We start from the raw sequence: 23,008 nt of genomic DNA on the forward strand, positions 1-23,008 counted from the left end.
GAAAAGAAAGAATCCGTCTCACATTGGTTGGGGCGGATTCTCTTTTTAATATTCTTTCTTATAATTCCGGAGAACAAATTTTATTCCTGTTTCTATAATATCTCCCATTGTTTTACAATACTTGAAATTGATATCATAAGTGAGTTTTTGTAAAGCAGTCTTTAGTTCTTTAACATTGGCTTCCGGTGCAATATTATCTTTTTTCATAATAGAAATGAGCTCATCGAATCTGTTTTGGCTGCTCGTCACTCTTTTTACGATTTGTGAACGGACCTCCTTACGGTATTGCTCTATAGAACTGGGCTTCAGTTTTTCCAGTACCATATTCACCATTTGACTGTTTTCTTTGAAATACTGTGGAAGATAAACTTTCAGATTTCCCTCATAAGACTGCTGGTCAAAATCAATGGGGCGGATTCTGTAAATGACCTGGTCAAAATCATGTATGGGAATCACAACATAATTATAAGACCTCATATCACCAAGAAGCCCAATAAGACAGCGCTCATTGAATTTCACAAATTCCTTGGAAATCTGTGCCTTTTCCAATTCCGTACAGTTGAACATATGCTTCTGAATAAAAACATCCCCTGGAATTCCCAAAATATGCTCTTCAATCAAAGTGTTTTTATACACCAGAAAATTAATTCGGTTGGGAGAAAGCAGGTCTTCAAGTTCCAGTCCGAATATTCGGGAAGCATCCGCCTGTTTAATATAAAAATAAGTATAATTATCATTAAGGATATTTCTCACCCGAACCCGGAAAGGCTTAGAATTTCCGAAAGTACAAAAGTCAATGGTATCCACTTTCAGATAAGGTAAAGTAGCGATGTCTCCATCAGAATGAAGAAGGGTATAAATCTTATTTAAATTAGCCTCTATTTCTTTAAACTCAAATTCAGGATATAATACCCCAAGCCACAAAGTATCTTTTCCGTCTTTATCCAGAATACTCACGCTGTCACTGAACCTTAGAAGATCTTCATACAAAAACTTAATCTTAGTAGTTCTGTTATATTTTTCCAGGTATTGCTGTAATGCTTCTGAAACTGGAAATATCGGTTTTCTAAACGCTATTTTTACATCTTTCATACACTGTTCACTTTGATTAAATATAAAGAATATTTTTTGTGTAATAACTGGGAATCCTTATTTTAACATTCATTGGATGCTTTTGTATAAGAATAAAGTGAACAAAAATTTTATTTATTTTTTCTTGAATTTTTTTATTTATTTTTTCATAGCTTAGTGATATCGTAATATGGTGATTTTATGTTGAATAAATGTAGATAAAATTAGATGATTCAAGAAAAATCTTAGTAAAGTTTTTTATGTTACAGTTTTTTTTTAAATTTAAACACTGGATTGGTAATTTATTTGATTCATCTGTAAATTACTCAAAGACAGATCCAAACCAAAATAAGAAATCTCAAAATAACAATAATATGGCAATGTTTAATTATGGTGTTGGCGGAAACGAAGTAAAAGTAGACGCTAATGAAGCTATTCAGGAAATACAGGAAAATAAATCACTGATAGTAAGCCAACTTACAACAGAAGAGTCTTATACACCTGAAATCGTAACAGGATTAAAAACAGTGGAAGACGTTTTCAAACATTTTCAGCCTTCAATATCGGTACAACACGAAACAGAAGACGGAGGAGTGGTAGAAGAAGAATTCCGTTTTCAAAACCTTGGAGACTTTACCCCTAAAAGCCTTACTCAGAAGTCAGATTATCTGCAGCAGCTGAGCATGGAGCAGGAGCAGTACAATAAAATCGTACGTCAGCTGAAAACAAACAAAATTCTACGCAATATGCTGGAGAACGATCAGACAAGAGCAGCGTTCATAGAAGTATTGAAAGAAGTGGCACAAGAACTTGAAAAATAATTAAAGACTTACATTAAATCATGGATAGCAAATTACAGGCACAAGAAAGCCAGCAGCAGGGTCAGCAGCAGCACTCGGGACAACCGAAAGGCAACCCGCTTGCAGAGCTCAATAAAATGGGAGGATTTGGCTTTGTTGAATCCGTTGTAGACGGTATTGCCAATATGAACCCAACAAGAAAGGCAAGAAAAGAAATCTTCCTGAATGACAGCAATAAAGCAGATGAAAGAAAAGAACTTCTTCAGAAGATCAATCTTTGGGTAAACCTCTTAGAAGGTAGCGAATCTGCAGATAAAATGGCTGATACGTGCAAAACTAAAGCGCAACAGGCCGACCAAAACTTAAAGACAAACTTAAAAAATACACTGGATACTGTTCGTCTGTTGGAAACCAATTACAGAACAGTAGCTCAATTCTACAAAAACACAGAATTGGATAAAGTGGACAACGTAAGTATTGTAAACGCAAGCATCGAACAGGTTTCAGATTTGGATAATCCTTTGTTCATTGATGCAATCTCAGAAGAATTTAAAAATTACTATGACCGTCTTGACCTTAGAGATAACTACTCAATCCTTGCAATACCAGGATATTTAGGATCCAACAAGGTAATCGAGAAATGGGCAAAAATCTGTAACGAAAACAAAGTAATGATGGTTACAGACTTTGCTAACCTTGATAAGCCGGATGACGTGGTAGACTTATTCCACTCAGCCAATCTTACAGGAGGAGAACTTCACAGAAGTAACGTTATTATGACGTGTAACTGGCTGGTAGGACGTGGTAAAGCTGAAGAAGTAGGGGAAGAAGAAAATGTAGAACTTCCACCTTCCACTTCATTAGCAGGAAAAATCCATAAAACCCTGATGTCTCAGGTTGCAGCAGGTAAAAAACATGGTAATATCAATGAAGTAGACGCTGTAAAATTTGAATTGAAGAAAAGTGAAATTTCTCAGTTGGAAAAAATGGGTCTTGTACCAATGGTAAACGAATACGGAAAAATTATGGCCTTCTCTGCGAAGACATTATTTACAGGAGACAATATCGGTCTTCAGACGTATTCCGTAGTTCGTGTATTCGACTACGTAACCAAAGTACTTCTGGACTTCCTGAACAGAAGAGCTTTTGAAAACTGGAATGCTAAAAACGAGGACGATTTGAGAAGACAGATCGTAACCTTCCTTGATAACATTAAAGGGCCGGACAAATTGATCGAAAAATTCAAAATTGTTCGTTTCGAGCAGGATAGAGTAAACAAAGACAGAGTGTGGCTGGATATCCGTATGACCCCTTATTTCCCTACGAAGAGTTTCGTTATTAAACTTGACGGACACAAAGGAGATGATGGCAACGAATGGGATGCAGAATATACTCAGGAGTAACATCAACGTACTTTATATAACAAAAACCGATGCAATTTTACATCGGTTTTTTTTCAACCAACACCTATGAAATTTAATATGAATAAGAAACTTATTATTAGCTTACCCGCTATATTGATGGTGCTTTTGATAAGCTGTGAGAAAAAATACCAAAGTCCCGGACAATACGAGAATGATCTTTTTGCAGATGAACATCAGGAAGGGAAGGCATATATCATGAGTAAGGATGAATGTTTTGATGGCAGTGAGCTGGTAATTGCAAGTTCAGAAGTAAAACTGGCAGACAGTTCAAAAGGCCGTGGAAAATCATTCTTCCTTTACAAAGTAAGATCTGGAAAAGTATTAAAAACAGTAAGAGATTCTACTGTAGAAATGCCGATGCTGTTTTTATCCCAGTATAAATTAAAGATAAAAAATACGGATTCTATGTATGTTTATCTGAAAAAACTGGAAGGATACCGTTTTTTAAAGAAAGACAGAAACCTTAATTATCAGTGGTTAAAAGCGGCTCCTGTTTACAATGTAGATAAGAAATAACTTTGAATCCGATAATTTTTTATATCACGATATAATGATTTTTTGTATTTTTGTTTTTGAACAAACACAAAAACAAAATGAAAAAAAATGTTATCCTAATTGATGATATTATCCATCATCGTTTCTTACAATTTGATCCGAAAATCAATACTTGTCTAAATAACTGTCAGCTAAAAGTTAGTAATACATTATATTACCCATGACAGGAACTATTATCGGGAATCAAAATCCAATGGTGGGAAAAGCCTATCCTTACGAAATACAACCTTCCGGCCTCTCGTTCGGGTTGAAAGGCGAATATGAATGGCATCTTTATAAGAAACAGAAAAACGGAATCTGGAAAGATATTACCTCCCAACCTAAAAAAGGTGAAAAGGTAACGTACAGATTTGGAGAAATAGGCTTGGGAATAGAATTTCAAATGAAAGTCTACGAAACTAAAAAAGGTATTTTCCCGGGGCTTCCTGCTACCAAAGAATTGGCTGCCACTTTCATACTGATTCCTACCAGTAACAAGGTTCCAAAAATAGATAAAGTAATCCTTTTCAACAGAGGAGCAAAGGATGTTAATAAAGCCAGCTATCACGGTACTCTTATTGCGCAGGCTCACTGCATCGCCATGTTCAATAAGGAAATAGAATTTCACCTTTGGGAAGATGATGCTCCGGGCAAAGGCCATGATCCCAACATTAATAAAAACAACCGTCATACAAGAAGTTACAAGGCTCTTGTTAATGAAAAAGGGATTGCGGAAGTACCAATCCCCCTGATGTCTGATGAAAAAATTCTTCGTCAGGTAGCCAATCAGTTTATGATGAGAGGTGATAAAAATGAAGGAGCCAATCATGAATATTATGTTACGGCAACTTACTCCGGGAAGATTCAGGGAGCCAGCCAGATGAATGTAGATGTAGCCAATCCGGATTATAAAGGACAGCCTCAAAATCAGCCCAAGCCACAACCTAAGCCTCAAAATCAAAATCAACCTCAGCAACACACACCAAAATTCACGCCTGGACAAGGAGGTGGTCCCAAACAGCCCGATCCTAAGGGTAATATTATAGAAGCTCTTTTCATTGATGATACAGGAAATGAACTTTCCAAAGTAGCTGTAGGAGATAAAGTAAGAATAAGAATCCACTCCAAAAATATGGTGGGGAAACACATTCAATATGTAGTTTGGGAATATGACACAACTTCCAATGATGAAGTTTACAGAAGCGGAAATATTAAAATTCCTGCCGATGTATGTGACACTTCAGGATTTGTCATTAGTAAAGAGATTTTTGGAAAAGGAATAGACTCTCGTATTGGTGATCCTGACTCCGATACACAAAATTATTTTATAGAAATTATCTCCAAAGAACTATCCGCAGAATCTCAGAAATTTGGGGTAAATTCGGAGGGCTTGATGGAAGTGGAGAAGGTGAAGAGTGCGGCGGGGGTGCAGAAACAAAACAAAAACCAGACTGGAGAAAAATGTTTTTGTAATAGAGATTTTGAAGAAAAAGATGTAAAGCAACTTGTTAAGTTACTAAAAGGAACTGAAACAATTTGGGAAGGACAAGCATTAAAAGGAGGTAAAAGAGCTCCTTGCAATATCAGTGACAAGTCTTTTGCCACCCTTACAAAAGGATTAAACTCTGCATTCAAAAAGTATAATATTAATACCTGTATTCAAAAGATCCATTTCCTCGCCCAAGCTTGTGAAGAGACTGGTACCTTTGCCCTATCAGAAGAAACTAAAAGTGATTACTTATCAAGTCAAAGTATTTATAAAGGTCGCGGATTACTACAACTAACTGGTGTTAGAACAGATGAGAAAGATTTAACAACTTTATTTAATAAACCTGGGCCTTATAAGGATTATGCTGATTATAAAAATGATCAAAATATTGTAAAAAATCCGAGTATTCTTGCTAACAATGCAGATTATTGTATTGATAGTGGGGCTTGGATTTGGAGCGTTAATAAAAAAATGACCAGTAATCCTAAATCTGATGCAATAACCAAATGGGGTAAAGAAACTTTAGGAAAATCTCTGAATGAGTTAGCATTATATGGTGATAAATATTTAGAATTAATTTCTGTTTTATTAAATGGACGTAATTCAGAAACAGAAATGCCAAATGGATGGCAAATAAGAAAAAATAATTACGATCTATTAAAAACAGGTTTTTTCATATGTAACAAATTTCATGGAAATACTTCTCCTTCTACACCTGTTAATGCTAAAGATATTGTCACATATCATATATTTGCTAATGGAGATATCGAAAAACATATTCCTAAAAATATAAAATTAGAAAACCAATACCTATACCAATATATTTATCATGACAAGAATAATAAGGAGCATGTTATATGTAAAGCAGAATGGCATATAACGCAGGAAAAATTAAATGGACAAAAACCAGGAATAAAACCAACACACAGCAAAATACTTTCAGATATTCCAGTATCGGATGGACAAACTAAAAGAAGAGTAAAATATCAAAATGGTGATATTGCCGAATATGGGACAAATGAAGGAAAATCATTTTGGGTTCTTTATAAAGTAACTGGAAGAAAAATAGAACTAGTTAAAATGCCTGATTCTTTAAATTATAATAATTCAGGAATTTCAATTAAATACTCTTTTACCAATACTAAAAGGAGATACACAGAGCCTGGGCACCTTGCTGTATTTATAGGTGTCTTAGCAGAATGTGGATATTCTGATGTTCAAACAACAGGAAGCTGTTTTAGTGAAGCATCTTGTTTTCCAAGTGTTGAACATGTAAATGGGAAAAGCATTGACACATTATATTTAGATGACATTAGGGAACAGAAATTAATTAATGCTTTTCATAAATTTGGTATCACTAAGCAATTAAGAGGTAGCAAAAAGAAAGCTTTCACTCATACTACTGACGGTAAAAAATTACATAACAGTCACTTACATTCAGGAATTATCGCTCCTGGTAAAATAAAAATTATAAAAGAATGAAAAATAATATAATTTTCTTATTATCTCTAATTATTATAAGCTGCAAAAAAAGCAACACTATTCAGGATAATAATTCTCAACTAACATTAGGTAAAACTGATACAACTTTTCAATTTAAACCGATAGGTTTAGAGTCTATAAAAGTTTATTCCTTTCCAAAAGAATGGAAAGTTAATACATATATGGAAGAAAATGTATCACTTAACAAAGATGATATCACTTCTCAGACTAAACTTGAAAAAATTGATTATTTTAATACAATCAAGGGAACAAAAAATGAATACACGAATCCAAATTATTTCAATTTCATTAAGCAAGACAGCATATTAAAGATCTCAAAAATAGATTCTTTATTTATTACTGATTCTACAAATTTACATGATGGTAGAAAATTATTAGCATTTAAAACTGTAGCAACTTTAGATAGTGATGAATACGAATTCCCTGTAAAGATTTTTAAAGTAGATGTTGCTATTTTTAAAGGTAAGAATGTCCTTAAGAGTGAAAATATCTTTTCTGAAATTGATTATCCATACGCAACAAAACAAAATATATGTTATTTAGATAAAAATGGAAATTTAGAGTGTAAAAAATTTAGTATTGAAGAAGACAAAGTTTATTTTGAAGGATCCCATAAAAAAAATTTAAAAAAAATATTTAATATCAAATGACAACCATAAAAAAAGTATATAGTTACTTCGCTTTGTTATTGACAATATTGATAAGTATTTGTTGTAAACAAGCAGTGGATACTTCATCAAAAAACATCGCACACAATGAAAATTATTTTATTGGAGATTCTATTCTTGCAAGTGCAAACTATTTCAATTCTCTAAAGAACGGAAAAGGGTATTTAGTATTAAAAAAACAAAATGAAGAATATTTGAAAAAATACTCTTTAACTGAAAACAATGAGCTTTATTTGCCGCTAGAGAATAATATTTCAATTAAACTTATAAAAGAAAAGCTAGAAGGTAAAAATACAATAAAAGTAAACCTCTTTACTTTTATCAACAATAAAAAAACTGACTCAATACAATTTTACAGAAATATTCCTCAGTCGGAATTAGGTATGTATAATTGTTTATCATATTTTAACTCTAAAACAGGGAAAATATGGCAAATCAAATATTTTCACTCAGACAATAATAAAGGTCTTAATATAATTTCCTATACAGAGAGAAATATATCTTCTGATGGTTCTATTAAATCGGATTCGATACAATATTTAGATGAATCTTTGGATCTGAAATTAGATGAGCTTAATTTATATTATTAAATATTTTTAATAGTATAAAACATAAAAAGAAACTTTGATAAAACAAATATAAAATCATAGTTTTTTGTACACTGCACAGTACGATCAAATGTGAAATAAACTCTCAAGCTATTTTAATTATAATTTACCTTATTTAGAATATATGATTTGGCACAGAGACGATTTTGATAAGATTGGGACCCTATAATAGGGGTGTAAAATAACCACAAATAATGAAAAACATTTCTTTAGCTCTTATATATTCACTGCTACTATCTTGCACCGGACAACTTCACTTGCAGAATATCAAAGAAATAATTTCATTAAAAGACGCACCTTATAATATTACAGATGAAGGAGACGGCACAAAATCAAACTGTGGTGACCTGTCTCCTGAATTTATCAATAAAGCGAAAAAAGTATTAGAGCAAAGAAAATTTCAATTTCCTGACGAAAATACATTTAGTCAAAAAATTTTGGATATATTTTCTTTCAATTTAAAAGATTATAAAAATTCCATAATTGCTTTACGTCCAGCAATGTTTCCAGAGGTAGTTATTAAAGAAAATAAATTTATTTTCATTCAGGATGCCGATGCTGAAGAACCAGAGTTTATAAATCCTGACTTATTATATCATTTTAATTCTTACGTATTTTATAATACTCCCGTATCTTATGTTTGGCTGCAAACAAACAATTCAAATCTTTTATACGATTTAGTTGTTTACTATGGATACAATAAGGATAAAAAGCTTGTAGAATCAGTATTTAAAAAATTCGATTTTAATAGCCTTTCCGATATGGAACAGTTAATTTTTATAGATTCTGGTGGCTATAAAAAATTGAAAAAACAAATATTTGACGACATAGAAACCATTATTTACAAAGGTAAAGTTGAAGACTTTTCTTATGCTAAAGAGGGTAATAGTTATTTAAGAATAGGTGATATTATAAGTAAAATATCATCATCTCCAAAAGAATATTTTGAACCTGAAAAAACAATATCTTATTTATTTGAGAGAGAATTAAGAGTTGGAATACAAGGTGATATTGAAAGCTATTTAAATAAAAATCCAAAATATAAATCAAATCTGGAAAAAAACAATTTTTATGATTTAGCTACTTTAAAAAGTTATGTAAAATATATCTACCAAAAAGAAAACAATACCAATTTTATCATTCAAGATTCTGACGGCTATACTAATTTAAGAAAGGATAAAAATTCGTCTTCTCAAATTCTCCAAAAGATAAATACAGGTGAAAAAATTGAAGTTTTAGATCAAAATGGTGATTGGTGGTTAGTAGTTTCTAAAGAAGGTAAAAAGGGATATGTTCACAAAAGCAGAATAAAAGCAGAATAAATAACTTAACCAAATAATGAAAAACTTTACTACTTTACTACTTCTTATATTCTTATTCTACAATTGCAAAGGCCAGGATAAGGATGAAAAAAAGAAAATAGATACAAAAGTTTACATTGCCAACTGTAAAGGTGAATATTCTACAAAAGAAAAATTAACTAAAAAAGATAAAGGATGGTCTCTCAATAATAGTGATATTGAAAAAATCATGAATTTATCAGTTCCTCTTACCGAAGAAGAATGGCATTTTTCATATCCAATTACACCATGTAATATTAATATAAAAGGTTATTCATATAAAGGAAAAAAATATGACTTACAGATTAATGGAGGTTCATACATTTCTTTTTTTGATGGAAAAAAAACACAAATCTTAGGATGTGAACTACCGGAATGTAAAAAGTATTTTCTCAAATCTAAAGAAAATATGGAAGAAGAAGATCTATCCTCTTCTTCTAATTCAGAATCTACACAAACTAAAAATTATAGAGTTAACTTTAATAAAAGTGATAAAAATGATATCGTTTTTATAGAAAAAAATATAAATGACTATACTTTAAAAGCACAAACTGATAATAAAGTATTTTTTACCAAAAATATTAGCTGTGATTTTATAGAAATAGATACTAATACAAAAAACAAACAAGCTTTCAATTTAATTTTAGGTTACACTGATCAATATCAAAACACATCTCGGAAAATTGTTATACCAGTATTTTTCAAAAATAATGATTTACTTATTGAAAAATTATTTATTGCAACTTTGGGAACGAGTGCGAAAACAGGTAAGGAAGAATGGATGCAAAAAGAGATTTCTGAAAAAACATCCCTTAAACAACTTGATTTGGATAAAATCCTATTAGAATAAATGAAAAAAATAATTCTATTATCCTTACTTTTCTTTATTAACTGCAAAGAGGATAATACAAAAGCTATTGATAGTATAGAATAACAATATGAAACATTATACTTTGATGATGATAATGTTGGGGACAAAGCGGAAGTTAGGGCGAAACAAAATGCAGAACTCTCAAGTTTTATTTTATCCATCTATTTATCTTCTTTGAACAAAACGGTTGAAATCCCCATTATAAATAATAGTATTCTATATAACAATGCTGAATCAGATTATTATTTAAGTGATCCTATTATTAAAAATAAAATCATTATCATTCGAGTAGATTATGCCGATCAAATTACAAAACCAAATATTTCCGGAGAAAGAATCTGATTGAAAAAATAAAATTTAGGTTTGATCCTAAAAACAAAAAAAATACAAGTTATTGGGTATGATCTAAGTTATACAAAAGCTCAAAAGAATTATTCAAAATCATTTAATTTTATTACAGGTAAGTTTTATTCTTCATCATACTTTGATGGTAAAAAAGAAGAGACATCTGGTTGGGCTTCAGAACTTCAAAACATATATATAGAAAATTGGAATAGTGATTTTATCGGTAAACTTTTACTATATGGAAATGAAATTGAATAAAATTTTATAAAAAAAAGGACAATGATGAAACCCTTTTTAATTTTATTACTTCTTATTTTTTTCTTTTACGACTGTAAAGGTCAAAAAGAGAAAAATGATAACATAAATTTTCTAGATACAAAATACCAAACAACTGGTTTTTTTATTCCAGATATCTCCAATCCTTATCCAAAATACACTTATTCGGATAAAAAAATGGGTGTTTTCAGTGTTGACTTTATTGGAAAAAAAGACATAGAACAATATTTCTGGAACCCCAACAATTCAAAAGGTTTTTTTTCAAAGTCCATCAATAAAGAAAATGATTCTCAAGATTCAAAATTGATAAAAAACTATATTAAAGAAAACGATTATTATATAGTTGCTTCTTATCTACCAAATAAATTCATCTCTTATACAGGAGGGAAAGATGGAGAATTTGAACCAAAGCAAAATGCAAAAACAACTTTCTATTTATATGAAAACAATAAATGGAAAAAAATAGGAGAAATAGAGCCTTCAAAGATTCCAGAAGATATTTTAGCATTTGAAACAAACCTTATTCAGAAAGAGCTTTTTAAAAATCTTAAAAGCAACTCATCAACTTATGATGGTACTCATTCTACTTCAGTAAAAACAGAGCCTACAACAACAGGTATGGCTTCTATTTCATATAAATTTGATATAAAAAAAATAATGTAATCTTATCATTAAATACATATAAAGAGTCAAATCTTTGTGAAGGCAAATAGGTATCGAAAAAGGCAATCAATTAGAAATATATTATAATGGTGATCAATTAAATTGTGTAGGTATTGATCCGAAATTTATAATTAAAAAAGATAAAACTCAATTTTATATAAAAGGAGTTGGAGGAGAATCTACTAATAATGAATGGATATTGATGCAATAAGTCAATTTTTACCCTATTTATAAACCAAATGATGAAAAAAAAATTGATTTTAGTTATTCGCACTTCTCCCATACTCTTGTAAACAGTCTAAAGAAGAAAAACAAACGAATGATGAAATTCATTCGGAAAATATTGCCAGTAATTTATTTAAAGGTAAATGGCATCTCATTAATAAAGAAAACAATAAATATTATTATTGCTTTCATATTTCAAAAAATTCTGGAGCATCTGTTTAAACTCTTTCTAAAAATTTTAAACAGGTCTAAAAAATAAAATAAACCTATCTTTGCAGCATTGAAAATAATGTTAAAGAGAAAGAGAAAATCATCTCTTCAATGATTTAAAACAAGATTGGTTTTTGGAAAAAAATAAAACAGCCTCAGAATTTCTATACGTTGGCAACAAAATCCTGGAATGGTATAGAAATAATGCAAGAGATTTACCTTTCAGACAGACAAAGGATCCGTATAAAATCTGGATCTGTGAAATCGTATTTCAGCAGACAAGGATCAATCAGGGATTGAATCATTATAATAATTTCATTAAAAGATTTCCCGATGTAAAAACGTTGGCGCAAGCTGAGGAAAATGAAGTTTTATTATATTGGAAAGGATTGGGCTATTATTCAAGGGCCATCAATATTCATAAAGCTGCCCAACAGATCATGGATGATTACCAGGGTGTCTTTCCTCATCAATATGAAGAAATTCTAAAATTAAAAGGAGTAGGGAAATATACCGCTGCAGCTGTGTCAAGTATCTGTTTCTGTGGAAAAATGCCTGCTGTTGACGGGAATTTCTACCGTGTTCTGAGCCGCCTTTTTGCTGATGATTTTGATATTTCGAATTCCAGAGCTTTTACCTATTTCTCTGAGCTGGCTGCTTTGGTGATGCCGGAAAATGTTGGGGACTTTAATCAGGCGATGATGGATATAGGTTCAGAGATCTGTAAACCCAAAAATCCACTTTGTGGAGAATGTCCCATCAATGAAGACTGTCTGGCATTTTCTATGCAAAAGACTTCAGATTATCCTGTAAAAACAAAAAAAATAAAAGCCGAAGATCTTGCTTTGACTTATTATTTTGTCCACAGAAACGGCCAATTTCTGATCCGTCAGAGAACAGACGATTTCATATGGAAAAAGTTATTTGAGTTTCCAGCAGGTATTTCATTGGATATGGAACCATTTATTACAGGTTCAAAAACGGTTGCTCATAAACTTACTCATAAGAATTTAAGTATTGAAATATTGAATGTTGAGGTCACTTCACAAAAGATATGGAATGATTTTATAGCTGAAAATCAATACCTGATTACAGATGTTGAAGGCTCTCACGAAAAATCGTTTCCGAAGCCTTTGGAAAATTACATTCAAAACTCTCTGAAAGACTGAAATTTGTCTTCCGAAATCTGAAATCTAATTTGTACTTTTGCAAAATGATTAAAAAAGTCATTTTTATTTTTGTATCACTGCTTTTAATTTCATGTGGAAAAGACCCTTCACCCAAACCTTATGGAGAACTGCGTCTTGAATATCCAACACCGAAATACCAAAAGTTTGAAAACGATTGTGCCTATACCTTTGAGTACTCGGACTTTGCTACTATTGCTCCTGCTAAAAAACCTTGCTGGTTCTATGTGAACTATCCTAAAATGAAGGCAAAGCTTTTCGTTACCTATTACCCGATACAAAATGACTTTGCAGACCATATCAAAGAAGCTGAAAAAATGGTATATGAGCATACCATCAAAGCCAGTTCTATAGATACGAAATCCTTTGAATACCCTGAAAAAAAAGTATACGGGAACTTCTATGAGCTGAAAGGGCAGAGTGCTTCCAACCTTCAGTTTTACATTACAGACAGTACGAAACACTTCGTTACTGCTTACTTATACTTTAATACGAGACCGAAACCGGATTCTCTTGCACCTGCAGTGAACTATATCAAAAACGATATGAAACACATGCTGGACTCTTTTGAATGGAAAAAATAATTACTTTTAATATACATTGAAAAATATATGAAACTTTTAGTTGTAGGAAGTGTTGCATTTGATGCAATTGAAACACCATTTGGTAAAACGGATAAAATTTTAGGAGGTGCAGCCACTTATATCGGAATCACTTCATCAATTTTAGGCGTTAAATCCGGAATTGTTTCTGTAGTAGGAGGAGACTTTCCACAAGAACATCTTGATATGTTCACAGACAGAGATATAAATATCGAAGGAATTGAAATCGTAAAAGAAGGAAAAACATTCTTCTGGTCTGGAAAATACCACAATGATCTGAACACAAGAGATACTTTGGCTACAGAAGTAAATGTGCTGGAGAATTTTGATCCGAAAATCCCGGATTCAATGCAGGATGCCGAAATTTTGTTACTTGGAAACCTACACCCTGGAGTTCAGTTATCAGTACTTGAAAAAATGAACAACCGTCCGAAATTGGTTATCCTTGATACCATGAACTTCTGGATGGATTCTGCATGGGATATCTTAATGGATATGATTGCGAAAACAGACGTAATTACTATTAATGATGAAGAAGCAAGACAGCTTTCTGGAGAATATTCTTTAGTAAAAGCAGCTAAAAAGATTCATACAATGGGACCTGAGTATGTGATCATCAAAAAAGGAGAGCACGGAGCTTTACTTTTCCATGACAATAAAGTATTTGCTATCCCGGCACTTCCGTTAGAAGATGTTTTCGATCCAACAGGAGCTGGAGATACTTTCGCAGGAGGTTTTGCAGCTTATCTTGCTAAAAAAGAGAAAATAGATTTCGAAACAATGAAATCAGCTCTTATCGTAGGATCTGCTATGGCTTCATTCACTGTAGAGAAGTTCGGAACAGAAAGAATAGAGGAAGTAAGCGAGGCAGATATGTTCAGCAGATTGAGACAATTCAAAGAATTAACGACTTTTGATGTTGAACTGCAGTAAATAAGTCTTTTTAAGAAATATTTATAATAAAAAATTGAGTGAAATTCGTTAAGAATTCTAAATTTGCAACTTGTTAAAATAGTAAAATGACAAATAAACTAAAAATCACTTTTCTTCTTGGGATTTTCATCATGATATTCTCTTCAAATATGATGAATGCCCAGCTAAAACAAGGAGATTTGGTGGATGGTATTGCAGCTGTTATCGGAGATGAGATTGTTTTGGAATCTGATGTTCTTGAGCAAATGAATTATGGGAAACAGCAGGGAGCTGCCAACACAGACAAATGTGAGTTCCTGGAAAACCTTATCAGCAACAAGCTTCTTGTATATGAAGCAAAAAAAGATACCTTAATTGAAAACCGTTCTGCAGCAATCAAAGAACAGGCTAATGCAAAATACCGTCAGTTGCTTTCTCAATTTCCGGATGAAAAAACTTTGCTTACCGCTTATAAGTTCAGAAATGCTTATGAAATGAAAAATGCTATCGAAAAGATAGATACTGACCAGTATTACGGACAGGCAAAATACCAGAGAGTTACTGAGAAGGCTGACGTAACTCCAAATGAGGTAACTGACTTTTATAATATGTATAAAACACAGCTGCCACAGATAAAAGATGAAGTTACTTTAGCTCAGATTATGATCTATCCTACATTAACGGAAGCACACAAACAAGACCTTATCAACAGATTGAAAAAAATCAAGCAGGATATTCTTGGGGGAGAAACTTTTGAGAGCCAGGCCAGAATTTATTCTGAAGATGAAGGATCAGCTGCTAACGGAGGATTATATAAAAATATCAATAAAGGGCAGATGGTGAAGCCATTCGAGGCTGCTGCACTGAACCTTCAGGAAAATGATATCTCAGATCCTATTGAATCAGAATTCGGATTCCACATTATCCAGTTGCTGAAAAGATCAGGTAAAGTGTATGATGCAAGACATATCTTGCTAAAAGGAGTACCTACTGATGATGAACTTAAAACTGCAAAAGCAAAACTAGACAGTATCAGAGGTCTTATCGTGAGTGGTAAAATGACATTTAAAGATGCTGCTTTTAAATTCTCAGATGATAAAAGAACAAAATTCAACGCAGGGATAATTCCTGGAGCAGATGGTTCTGATAAAATTGAGAGAGAAAGTATTCCGGGAACAATCAGCTACGAATTAGCAGGATTGAACAAAGGAGATATCACTACAGCTTTTGAAGATGAAGAAAACAAGAGAAAGGAAATCAAAATCATCAAAGTGGAAGATGTGATTCCTTCTCACCAGATTACACTGGAAACAGATTTCAGCAGAATCAAGCAGATGGCGCTGAATAAAAAGAAAAGTGAAATGGTTGAAAAGTTTGTCAACTCTAAGTTACCTACAACTTTTATCTCTATTGACGGACGTTACGACAGTTGTAGCTTTAAGTCAAACTGGAAGAAACAATCCATGACAAAATAAAATCAAAACCTTCAGAACTTCTGAAGGTTTTTTTTATTAATATATTTATAAAAATAAGAGTATGGATTATACTTTTTATCTTAGAAAATTTCAATTTGCAACATCCGGAATTCCTGAAGAAATACTCTGTAATAATGGGTTGAAATTGTCTGTTGATATAGTTTTGGAATCTGTTGCACTTAAAGTCTACAATCCGGAATGGAGTGGGGACCCTCAGTCACCTTTGGATGCCGAGGGGCGGATTTTCTTTTCTGTTTGGTTAAATGATGAAACGATTCGTGAAAAAAAGATCTATTATAACATCCATGCCCTAAAACTAAGAACATTGAAAGCCTACAAAATATCCAGCAGAGATTTTGCTCAGAATTTCAGGAAAGAGTTTTTAGAATACCAGAAAGAATGGCCTAATGTGAGTGTAAATTATGGCCCTCTGACATTAATGCAAGGTTGGGTAGAGCTACAAGAAGATAGTATAGAGAAAGATATATGTGAGCTTGCTCAGCTTTTTTTGAAAATAACTCCAGTTATTGACCGTATTTTGGAACTTTATAAAAGATGATAATATGAGTTTTCTGTATATTTTTAGCGAACAGAAGACCCTTGGAATCGTTGTTTTTAGTATTTTTACGCATGAGCAATTTTATAGATTTTAACGCTGCAAAAAAACTTCATGATATGGAGGCTTCCCAAAATAGAATTTCACACCTTTTTAATATTAAATATCCCATTATCCAGGCAGGTATGATCTGGCATTCCGGATGGAGACTCGCTTCTGCGGTTTCCAATTGTGGAGGATTGGGCTTAATTGGAGCAGGAAGTATGTATCCTGACATCCTGAGAGAAAATATCCAGAAATGCAAACAGGCTACAGATAAACCTTTCGGGGTAAATGTACCGATGTTATATCCTAATATTGAAGAGATCATTCAGATCATTCTTGAAGAAGGAGTCAAAATTGTATTCACATCAGCAGGTAACCCGAAGACTTATACAGAAACCCTGCAGAAAGAAGGAATAAAAGTAGCTCACGTAGTTTCCTCCACCAAATTTGCTGTAAAGTGTGAAGACGCAGGAGTAGATGCTATCGTTGCAGAAGGTTTCGAAGCAGGAGGTCACAATGGAAGAGATGAAACAACAACGTTCTGCCTTATTCCAAACGTTAAAAAACATATTTCTAAGCCGTTAATTGCTGCAGGAGGAATTGCTTTAGGGTCACAGATCAAAGCGGCAATGATTCTGGGGGCAGATGGTGTACAGATCGGATCCCGTTTTGCCGCTACTACAGAAGCCAGCGCTCATGAAAACTGGAAAAAGAAAATCACAGAACTGCAGGAAGGAGATACCCATCTTACTTTGAAGGAACTGGCACCTGTAAGAATGGTTAAAAATAAATTTTTCAGTGAACTGGAAGGCATCTATCAGATCGGAAGAGATAAAGATGCATTAATTGCTTCATTAGGAAGAGCCAGAGCAAAACGCGGAATGTTTGAAGGAGATATGGAAGATGGAGAGTTGGAAATAGGCCAGGTTTCTGCCCTGATTGATGAAGTTCTCCCGGTGGAAACTGTTTTCAGTCACTTATTAAAAGAATTTGAAGAAACGAAAATGCCTGTATTTTAAAATATAATTGATTTAATGGAAGGAAGAATAATTGATGTAAAGGGTAAAAAATTATATATAGAACACTATAATCCGTTTGAAGGCAGACCTACCATTATTTTTCTGCATGATTCACTCGGTTCAGTACAGCTTTGGAGAGACTTTCCAACTAAATTATCTGAAGCTGCACAGTGCAATACTCTTGCTTACGACCGTTTAGGGTATGGAAAATCACATCCGATGCCTACTCATGAAAGACCGGTAAATTATATGGAGCTGGAAGCAGATCTCTTGAATGATTTATTGGTTGAAATGAATATTGATATCGCTATTCTTTTCGGGCACAGTGATGGAGGAACCATTGCTTTGATCACCGCTGCAAAATATCCGGAAAGAGTAAATGCCGTTGTTTGTGAAGCAGGACATATATTTGTGGAAGATGTAACGTTGAAAGGAGTTTATGATGCCTGGGAAGCCTACAAAACAAACAATCTTGCAGAACGTTTGCAGAAATACCACGGTGATAAAGTCGAAATGCTTTTCAGAGCATGGACGGAAACATGGACACGGGACGATTACAGAACTTGGAATATTGAACATCTCTTGAAGCATATCATTTGCCCATTGTTATTTATCCAGGGAGAAGCTGATGAATATGGCACATTGGATCAGGTAGAGAAAACTGTTACCCAGGTAAGCGGAAGTGCTGAGAAATATATTATTCCAGCTACAGGGCATACGCCACACAAAGAAGTTCCTGAACTAGTATTGGAAAGAGCAACAGAATTTATAAGTAAGTATTCTTAATCTGGAATTACGATAAACAATATGAATTAAGACACCTTTTAACGGGTGTCTTTTTATATTAAATGAATTCCGGTTACAGTAACTCCAGTTCAGCGGCAATGTTTTCCTTTGCCTGCATCTCATATTTTTCCTTAAAATACTCTGTTTTAAAGATACTTTCAAGTTCCAGAAAATGTCTGAGTACTTTTTTTCGTCCTGGCTTATAAAGAAAATCAGGGTAAATGGAATATTCTTTTCTGATATTTTGAGTATATTCCAAATAAGTTGTAAAATCTTTTCCCAACACGGAAAGATCAGCATCTAAAAGATAATTGGTATCCTCATGATCAGACTTCTGATGCGATTTTGTGGCAAGAATCTGCTCCGAAATGATAGTGATTTTGTCGTTATTTATATGAAGTTCAGCAAGTCTTTTCTCAACTTTAGCAGCACTTTTTTCCTCATTAGACTTGGAAGTGGCATCATAAATAATATCATGGTAGAATACTGAGAAAGCAATAGCTTTAAAATCTGAAATATTAACTTTCACCGCTTCAAGTTCATGAAACATATTTTCCAGATGAAAAAGATTGTGGTAATATCTGCCTTTTTCAGAATATCTGGTCTCAAGTTCGTTCCACAGGCTGTTGATCAGCTGTTTGTTTTCGGTGAAAGGAGAACAAAGCGTTTCAAAATAATTTTTCAGATCCATAGAAATAAGATATAAAAAAAGGAACTTTTAAAAAGTTCCCTGATTTGATTCCAGAACAGCCTTCAGCTCGGCCCAGCCTCCGCCGTTATAACCGTCCTTTAATCCTTGATTGTTAAGATAATCCAATGCCTTTCCGCTTCTGTTTCCGCTTCTGCAGAATAAGATCACCGGCTTTTCAATAGATAGAATCTCATCCTGTCTATCTTCTACTTCACCTAAAGGAATATTCTTAGCACCATCTATATTGCCGTCCATTTCAAGCTCCATTGGCTCACGAACGTCAATTAATTCATAGTTTCCGGATTGTATTACTTCTATTAAAGACATAGTTGTTGGGTTTAAACATTAAATTAGAAACGAAATTACGTAATTTTTTTTTGAAAAAAATCCTAATTAAAACATAATTTTTCAGAAAAGAAGCAGGATAGGAACAGGAGTTCAGATGAACCTCCACAGAAATCAGAAGATTGATAAAATAATCTTAATTTTGCAGTGTGAAATTATGAATGCAGGCGCTGAAAAATATTCCCAACTGATAAAGTCCAAGGCAAAAAGTTTTGGATTCCAGAGTTGTGGCATTTCTAAAGCTGATTTTTTGGAAGAAGATGCTCCCCATCTTGAAAAATGGCTGAAGAACAATTATAACGGCGAAATGAAGTACATGGAAAATCATTTCGACAAAAGACTTGATCCCCGGCTTTTGGTAGAGGGTTCCAAATCTGTTATTTCACTTTCATACAATTACTTTCCCGAGGAAAAAATTTCAATATTAGAAAATTACAAGATCTCAAAATATGCTTATGCAGAAGATTATCATGAAGTAATCAAAGAAATCCTTCGTGAGATGGTTGCAGAGCTGCAGGAGGAAATAGGAGAGTTCGGATTTCGGGTTTTTGTAGATTCTGCACCCATTATGGAAAGAAGCTGGGCCCGAAAATCTGGAATCGGCTGGGTAGGAAAAAATGCAAACCTCATTACCAAACAGAACGGATCTTTTTACTTTCTGGCTGAAATTATCTGCGATTTGGAACTGATTGCCGATCATGCCACTACAGACCATTGCGGAAGCTGCAGAAAATGTATTGATGCTTGTCCCACGGATGCTATTGTTTCGGAGAAAATTATTGACGGAAGCCGTTGTATTTCTTATGCAACCATAGAACTCAAAAATGAAATTCCGGATTATTTTAAAGATAAAATGGAAGACTGGATGTTTGGCTGTGACATCTGCCAGGATGTTTGCCCATGGAACCGTTTTTCAGCCCCCAACAAACAAAGCCGTTTCAAACCCAATGAAGCCCTGAAAAATTTTAAAAAAGGAGAATGGAAAGAAATTACCCAGGAAATTTTCTCTGAAATCTTCAGGAAATCCCCCGTGAAAAGAACCAAATTTGTAGGTTTGAAGCGAAATATTGAGTTTTTACAGAAGTCTTCTGATTGATTTTTCCCTGAACTTTCGGTGACAATCCCTCCTTCGGAATTTTTTATAGTTCCAAACCAGAGCTGATAATCGACCATTCCTTAAATTTTTGGCTTTAAGGAGGTAAAGATTTGTATCAATAAGTTAATTGAAAACCGTTTCCTATAAAGAAAAAATGACTTTCAGGAGATCAGAATCTCACCGAAAATCAACGTTTTTTTTGTATTCTTTTAGGAGCAGTTTTTACTCTTACTTTAAACCTTTTTTGGGATTTGATAGTTTTACGCATATTTGTGAATATTTCGTAACTAAATATAGCTAATTTTTCGATTAAAACAAATACTTTTACTAAAAATTAAAGATTAAATTTTATTAAAACATGACTGTGAAAACTATATTAATGTATCTCCTGAAAGTGGTAGGAATTATTTTAGGAATTGTGGTGATTTATGTAATCCTGGGGTTACTGATTCCCTATATTCCGGTTTCGGCTAAAAATGATGGACAGAAAAAAGAAATTCCGATTTATATTTATACCAACGGAGTACATACTGATATAGTAATGCCTGTAAAAAATGATCTGCAGGACTGGAGCATGAAAATTCCTTTCGCCAATACAAAATCAAAAAAAACAGATTATCAGTATATCGGAATAGGCTGGGGAGACAAAGGATTCTATCTTGATACGCCTACATGGGCAGACCTGAAGTTTTCAACAGCTGTAAAAGCAGCATTCTGGCTTAGTGATTCCGCTATGCACTGTACTTATTATAATACAATGAAAGAAGGAGACGACTGTAAAATGATTATGATCAGCAGAAACCAGTATGAGAATCTGGTAAAATTTGTAGAAGATAAATTTGACAGAGATCAGAACGGTAATTTCATGTTAATTCCTACAAATGCAGTGTATAGTGATAATGATGCCTTTTATGATGCCAAAGGAACCTACAGTTTTCTTTACACCTGCAATACATGGTCAAATAATGCTTTAAAGGCTGCAGGACAGAAAGCAGCACTTTGGACTCCATCAGATTTCGGAATTTTTCAGCACTATAAATAATTCATGAAGGGAATTTATCTGTTTTTCATCGCATTTTGGTTGTGTTCATGTTCTCAGGAGAAAAAAAGCAGTACCATACATACTGCTGAAATACCTGCTACTATTGAAAAGAAGCCTGCAGCAGACTTATCCGGGATAAAAATGAAAGCCGAAGAAGCGTTGAAGTTCTGTAATTCAAAGAACCTTAATAATGATTTCTGTATTCTTATTGATATGAGTCTCCATTCCGGAGTGAACCGGTTTTTTGTCTGGGATTTTAAAAATAATAAGATCTCCAAAAAATACCTGGTAGGCCATGGTTGTGGTTCCAATTCATGGAGTAAAGACGATTCTAAAGCAAATCCGGGATTCAGTAATGAAGATGGAAGCCACCTTTCCTCTTTAGGAAAATATAAGCTTGAAGGAAGAGGGTACAGCGACTGGGGAATTAATATCAAATACCTGATGCACGGACTTGAGGAAACAAACGGCAATGCTTTAAAAAGATTTATTGTCTTTCATTCCTGGGACATGATGAGTGATGATGAAGTCTTTCCCAAAGGATCTCCCGAAGGATGGGGTTGTCCTACTGTTTCCAACAATGCTATGAAGGAAATTGATCCGATGATTCAGTACTCGAAGAAACCCGTTCTGATGTGGATATATAATTAAATCTTTGTTATACATTTGTTTCATAACAATCATGTAAATTGATTCCGTCTTATGAAACATACGCTTTTCCGCGAACAACAGCTCAATTGTGATATAGAAACCGCCTGGAAATTCTTTTCTTCAGCCAATAACCTTTCAGAAATTACCCCGAAAGATATGGGCTTTATTGTATTGACGGAAATGGATGACGATGAAATCTATGAAGGAATGCTCATCGACTATTATGTTTCTCCATTGTTTGGTATTAAAATGAAATGGCAGACAGAAATCACCCACGTCGATTTTCAAAAAAGCTTTATTGATTTCCAGAAAAAAGGCCCATACAAACTATGGAACCACCATCATGAATTTATTCCCAATGAAGAAGGCGTACTGATGAGAGATGCCATAGATTATGAACTTCCTATGGGATTTCTAGGCGAAATTGCTCACCGTCTTTTCGTTAAAAAGAAACTGGAACATATTTTTGATTACCGTTTCAGAGTGCTCAGGAAATTGTTCTAGCTATTAATTTTAATTATTCAATAGGAATGGGCTTTAGCCCGTTAAAAATAAAAGCAAAATCAATTGGCTT

24 protein-coding genes are annotated in these 23,008 nt (G+C 33.4%); 21 read left to right on the top strand and 3 right to left on the bottom strand.

Features of this window, described 5'->3' with window-relative positions:
• Window positions 1–45: 45 nt before the first annotated feature.
• A complete protein-coding gene (locus tag ACTJIP_RS06145) occupies window positions 46–1,092 on the bottom strand; it encodes a hypothetical protein (RefSeq protein WP_219072341.1) in 1,047 nt (348 codons plus the stop codon).
• Window positions 1,093–1,445: 353 nt separating this feature from the next.
• Between ACTJIP_RS06145 and ACTJIP_RS06150 the strand changes: the two genes are divergently transcribed.
• The 17 genes from ACTJIP_RS06150 to ACTJIP_RS06230 all read left to right on the top strand — a co-directional run bounded on the left by ACTJIP_RS06150 (window position 1,446) and on the right by ACTJIP_RS06230 (window position 18,609).
• Window positions 1,446–1,892 carry a type VI secretion system contractile sheath small subunit gene (locus tag ACTJIP_RS06150; RefSeq protein WP_047381441.1) on the top strand — a complete coding sequence of 149 codons (447 nt, stop codon included), beginning with the start codon at window positions 1,446–1,448 and terminating at the stop codon, window positions 1,890–1,892.
• A 20-nt stretch (window positions 1,893–1,912) separates the two neighbouring features.
• Window positions 1,913–3,274 (top strand): DUF5458 family protein, encoded by a 1,362-nt coding sequence (locus ACTJIP_RS06155; protein ID WP_077415595.1) that lies wholly within the window; start codon window positions 1,913–1,915, stop codon window positions 3,272–3,274.
• 78 nt (window positions 3,275–3,352) lie between these two features.
• Window positions 3,353–3,811 carry a hypothetical protein gene (locus ACTJIP_RS06160; RefSeq protein ID WP_228408734.1) on the top strand — a complete coding sequence of 153 codons (459 nt, stop codon included), beginning with the start codon at window positions 3,353–3,355 and terminating at the stop codon, window positions 3,809–3,811.
• Window positions 3,812–4,010: 199 nt separating this feature from the next.
• A complete protein-coding gene (locus ACTJIP_RS06165; RefSeq protein ID WP_440704249.1) occupies window positions 4,011–6,800 on the top strand; it encodes a hypothetical protein in 2,790 nt (929 codons plus the stop codon).
• Entirely contained in the window at window positions 6,797–7,471 is a 675-nt protein-coding gene (locus tag ACTJIP_RS06170; protein WP_219072345.1) for a hypothetical protein, read from the top strand. The genes ACTJIP_RS06165 and ACTJIP_RS06170 overlap by 4 nt, the downstream gene beginning before the upstream one ends.
• Window positions 7,468–8,079, top strand: a complete 612-nt coding sequence (locus tag ACTJIP_RS06175; protein ID WP_139348496.1) for a hypothetical protein — start codon at window positions 7,468–7,470, stop codon at window positions 8,077–8,079. The genes ACTJIP_RS06170 and ACTJIP_RS06175 overlap by 4 nt, the downstream gene beginning before the upstream one ends.
• A gap of 212 nt (window positions 8,080–8,291) precedes the next feature.
• The gene (locus ACTJIP_RS06180) at window positions 8,292–9,419 is read left to right on the top strand and encodes an SH3 domain-containing protein (RefSeq protein WP_077415585.1); all 1,128 of its coding nucleotides are present in this window, start codon (window positions 8,292–8,294) and stop codon (window positions 9,417–9,419) included.
• 16 nt (window positions 9,420–9,435) lie between these two features.
• Window positions 9,436–10,287, top strand: coding sequence for a hypothetical protein (locus tag ACTJIP_RS06185; protein WP_077415583.1), 852 nt, complete (start codon window positions 9,436–9,438; stop codon window positions 10,285–10,287).
• Window positions 10,288–10,671: 384 nt separating this feature from the next.
• Entirely contained in the window at window positions 10,672–10,911 is a 240-nt protein-coding gene (locus tag ACTJIP_RS06190) for a hypothetical protein (RefSeq protein WP_440704250.1), read from the top strand.
• A gap of 21 nt (window positions 10,912–10,932) precedes the next feature.
• The gene (locus ACTJIP_RS06195; RefSeq protein ID WP_077415581.1) at window positions 10,933–11,592 is read left to right on the top strand and encodes a hypothetical protein; all 660 of its coding nucleotides are present in this window, start codon (window positions 10,933–10,935) and stop codon (window positions 11,590–11,592) included.
• Window positions 11,593–12,161: 569 nt separating this feature from the next.
• Window positions 12,162–13,196: an A/G-specific adenine glycosylase gene (gene mutY / locus ACTJIP_RS06200; RefSeq protein ID WP_219072347.1), complete on the top strand. Its 1,035-nt coding sequence runs from the start codon at window positions 12,162–12,164 to the stop codon at window positions 13,194–13,196.
• A 44-nt stretch (window positions 13,197–13,240) separates the two neighbouring features.
• Window positions 13,241–13,798: a gliding motility lipoprotein GldD gene (gldD, locus tag ACTJIP_RS06205; RefSeq protein WP_047381079.1), complete on the top strand. Its 558-nt coding sequence runs from the start codon at window positions 13,241–13,243 to the stop codon at window positions 13,796–13,798.
• 27 nt (window positions 13,799–13,825) lie between these two features.
• Complete coding sequence (locus tag ACTJIP_RS06210; RefSeq protein WP_077415577.1) at window positions 13,826–14,749, top strand: PfkB family carbohydrate kinase; 924 nt, start codon at window positions 13,826–13,828, stop codon at window positions 14,747–14,749.
• An 86-nt stretch (window positions 14,750–14,835) separates the two neighbouring features.
• Window positions 14,836–16,203: a peptidylprolyl isomerase gene (locus ACTJIP_RS06215; RefSeq protein WP_077415575.1), complete on the top strand. Its 1,368-nt coding sequence runs from the start codon at window positions 14,836–14,838 to the stop codon at window positions 16,201–16,203.
• Between the two features lie 61 nt (window positions 16,204–16,264).
• Window positions 16,265–16,762 (top strand): hypothetical protein, encoded by a 498-nt coding sequence (locus ACTJIP_RS06220; protein WP_440704251.1) that lies wholly within the window; start codon window positions 16,265–16,267, stop codon window positions 16,760–16,762.
• A gap of 71 nt (window positions 16,763–16,833) precedes the next feature.
• On the top strand, window positions 16,834–17,823 hold the full coding sequence (locus tag ACTJIP_RS06225) for an NAD(P)H-dependent flavin oxidoreductase (protein ID WP_228408733.1): 990 nt from the start codon (window positions 16,834–16,836) through the stop codon (window positions 17,821–17,823).
• A gap of 15 nt (window positions 17,824–17,838) precedes the next feature.
• Window positions 17,839–18,609: an alpha/beta fold hydrolase gene (locus tag ACTJIP_RS06230; RefSeq protein WP_440704252.1), complete on the top strand. Its 771-nt coding sequence runs from the start codon at window positions 17,839–17,841 to the stop codon at window positions 18,607–18,609.
• A 73-nt stretch (window positions 18,610–18,682) separates the two neighbouring features.
• Here the strand turns inward: ACTJIP_RS06230 and ACTJIP_RS06235 are convergent, their stop codons facing one another.
• Window positions 18,683–19,300: an HD domain-containing protein gene (locus ACTJIP_RS06235; protein ID WP_440704253.1), complete on the bottom strand. Its 618-nt coding sequence runs from the start codon at window positions 19,298–19,300 to the stop codon at window positions 18,683–18,685.
• 27 nt (window positions 19,301–19,327) lie between these two features.
• The gene (locus ACTJIP_RS06240; protein WP_077415567.1) at window positions 19,328–19,627 is read right to left on the bottom strand and encodes a rhodanese-like domain-containing protein; all 300 of its coding nucleotides are present in this window, start codon (window positions 19,625–19,627) and stop codon (window positions 19,328–19,330) included.
• 175 nt (window positions 19,628–19,802) lie between these two features.
• Here ACTJIP_RS06240 and queG point away from each other — a divergent pair, with 175 nt between their 5' ends.
• The 4 genes from queG (at window position 19,803) to ACTJIP_RS06260 (ending at window position 22,938) form a co-directional block, all read left to right on the top strand.
• Entirely contained in the window at window positions 19,803–20,741 is a 939-nt protein-coding gene (gene queG / locus ACTJIP_RS06245; RefSeq protein WP_077415900.1) for a tRNA epoxyqueuosine(34) reductase QueG, read from the top strand.
• Between the two features lie 358 nt (window positions 20,742–21,099).
• Window positions 21,100–21,783 carry a TIGR02117 family protein gene (locus ACTJIP_RS06250; RefSeq protein WP_077415565.1) on the top strand — a complete coding sequence of 228 codons (684 nt, stop codon included), beginning with the start codon at window positions 21,100–21,102 and terminating at the stop codon, window positions 21,781–21,783.
• A 3-nt stretch (window positions 21,784–21,786) separates the two neighbouring features.
• Entirely contained in the window at window positions 21,787–22,434 is a 648-nt protein-coding gene (locus ACTJIP_RS06255; protein ID WP_077415563.1) for a murein L,D-transpeptidase catalytic domain-containing protein, read from the top strand.
• Window positions 22,435–22,485: 51 nt separating this feature from the next.
• A complete protein-coding gene (locus tag ACTJIP_RS06260) occupies window positions 22,486–22,938 on the top strand; it encodes an SRPBCC family protein (protein WP_440704254.1) in 453 nt (150 codons plus the stop codon).
• Window positions 22,939–23,008 lie beyond the last annotated feature (70 nt).

The organism is Chryseobacterium sp. 22543, assembly GCF_052044565.1.
Taxonomy (GTDB): domain Bacteria; phylum Bacteroidota; class Bacteroidia; order Flavobacteriales; family Weeksellaceae; genus Chryseobacterium.

Coding starts and splice junctions, on each gene's coding strand:
- ACTJIP_RS06145 (WP_219072341.1), bottom strand. CDS start 1,092: ATGAAAGATGTAAAAATAGCGTTTAGAAAACCGATATTTCCAGTTTCA.
- ACTJIP_RS06150 (WP_047381441.1), top strand. CDS start 1,446: ATGGCAATGTTTAATTATGGTGTTGGCGGAAACGAAGTAAAAGTAGAC.
- ACTJIP_RS06155 (WP_077415595.1), top strand. CDS start 1,913: ATGGATAGCAAATTACAGGCACAAGAAAGCCAGCAGCAGGGTCAGCAG.
- ACTJIP_RS06160 (WP_228408734.1), top strand. CDS start 3,353: ATGAATAAGAAACTTATTATTAGCTTACCCGCTATATTGATGGTGCTT.
- ACTJIP_RS06165 (WP_440704249.1), top strand. CDS start 4,011: ATGACAGGAACTATTATCGGGAATCAAAATCCAATGGTGGGAAAAGCC.
- ACTJIP_RS06170 (WP_219072345.1), top strand. CDS start 6,797: ATGAAAAATAATATAATTTTCTTATTATCTCTAATTATTATAAGCTGC.
- ACTJIP_RS06175 (WP_139348496.1), top strand. CDS start 7,468: ATGACAACCATAAAAAAAGTATATAGTTACTTCGCTTTGTTATTGACA.
- ACTJIP_RS06180 (WP_077415585.1), top strand. CDS start 8,292: ATGAAAAACATTTCTTTAGCTCTTATATATTCACTGCTACTATCTTGC.
- ACTJIP_RS06185 (WP_077415583.1), top strand. CDS start 9,436: ATGAAAAACTTTACTACTTTACTACTTCTTATATTCTTATTCTACAAT.
- ACTJIP_RS06195 (WP_077415581.1), top strand. CDS start 10,933: ATGATGAAACCCTTTTTAATTTTATTACTTCTTATTTTTTTCTTTTAC.
- gldD (WP_047381079.1), top strand. CDS start 13,241: ATGATTAAAAAAGTCATTTTTATTTTTGTATCACTGCTTTTAATTTCA.
- ACTJIP_RS06210 (WP_077415577.1), top strand. CDS start 13,826: ATGAAACTTTTAGTTGTAGGAAGTGTTGCATTTGATGCAATTGAAACA.
- ACTJIP_RS06215 (WP_077415575.1), top strand. CDS start 14,836: ATGACAAATAAACTAAAAATCACTTTTCTTCTTGGGATTTTCATCATG.
- ACTJIP_RS06220 (WP_440704251.1), top strand. CDS start 16,265: ATGGATTATACTTTTTATCTTAGAAAATTTCAATTTGCAACATCCGGA.
- ACTJIP_RS06225 (WP_228408733.1), top strand. CDS start 16,834: ATGAGCAATTTTATAGATTTTAACGCTGCAAAAAAACTTCATGATATG.
- ACTJIP_RS06230 (WP_440704252.1), top strand. CDS start 17,839: ATGGAAGGAAGAATAATTGATGTAAAGGGTAAAAAATTATATATAGAA.
- ACTJIP_RS06235 (WP_440704253.1), bottom strand. CDS start 19,300: ATGGATCTGAAAAATTATTTTGAAACGCTTTGTTCTCCTTTCACCGAA.
- ACTJIP_RS06240 (WP_077415567.1), bottom strand. CDS start 19,627: ATGTCTTTAATAGAAGTAATACAATCCGGAAACTATGAATTAATTGAC.
- queG (WP_077415900.1), top strand. CDS start 19,803: ATGAATGCAGGCGCTGAAAAATATTCCCAACTGATAAAGTCCAAGGCA.
- ACTJIP_RS06250 (WP_077415565.1), top strand. CDS start 21,100: ATGACTGTGAAAACTATATTAATGTATCTCCTGAAAGTGGTAGGAATT.
- ACTJIP_RS06255 (WP_077415563.1), top strand. CDS start 21,787: ATGAAGGGAATTTATCTGTTTTTCATCGCATTTTGGTTGTGTTCATGT.
- ACTJIP_RS06260 (WP_440704254.1), top strand. CDS start 22,486: ATGAAACATACGCTTTTCCGCGAACAACAGCTCAATTGTGATATAGAA.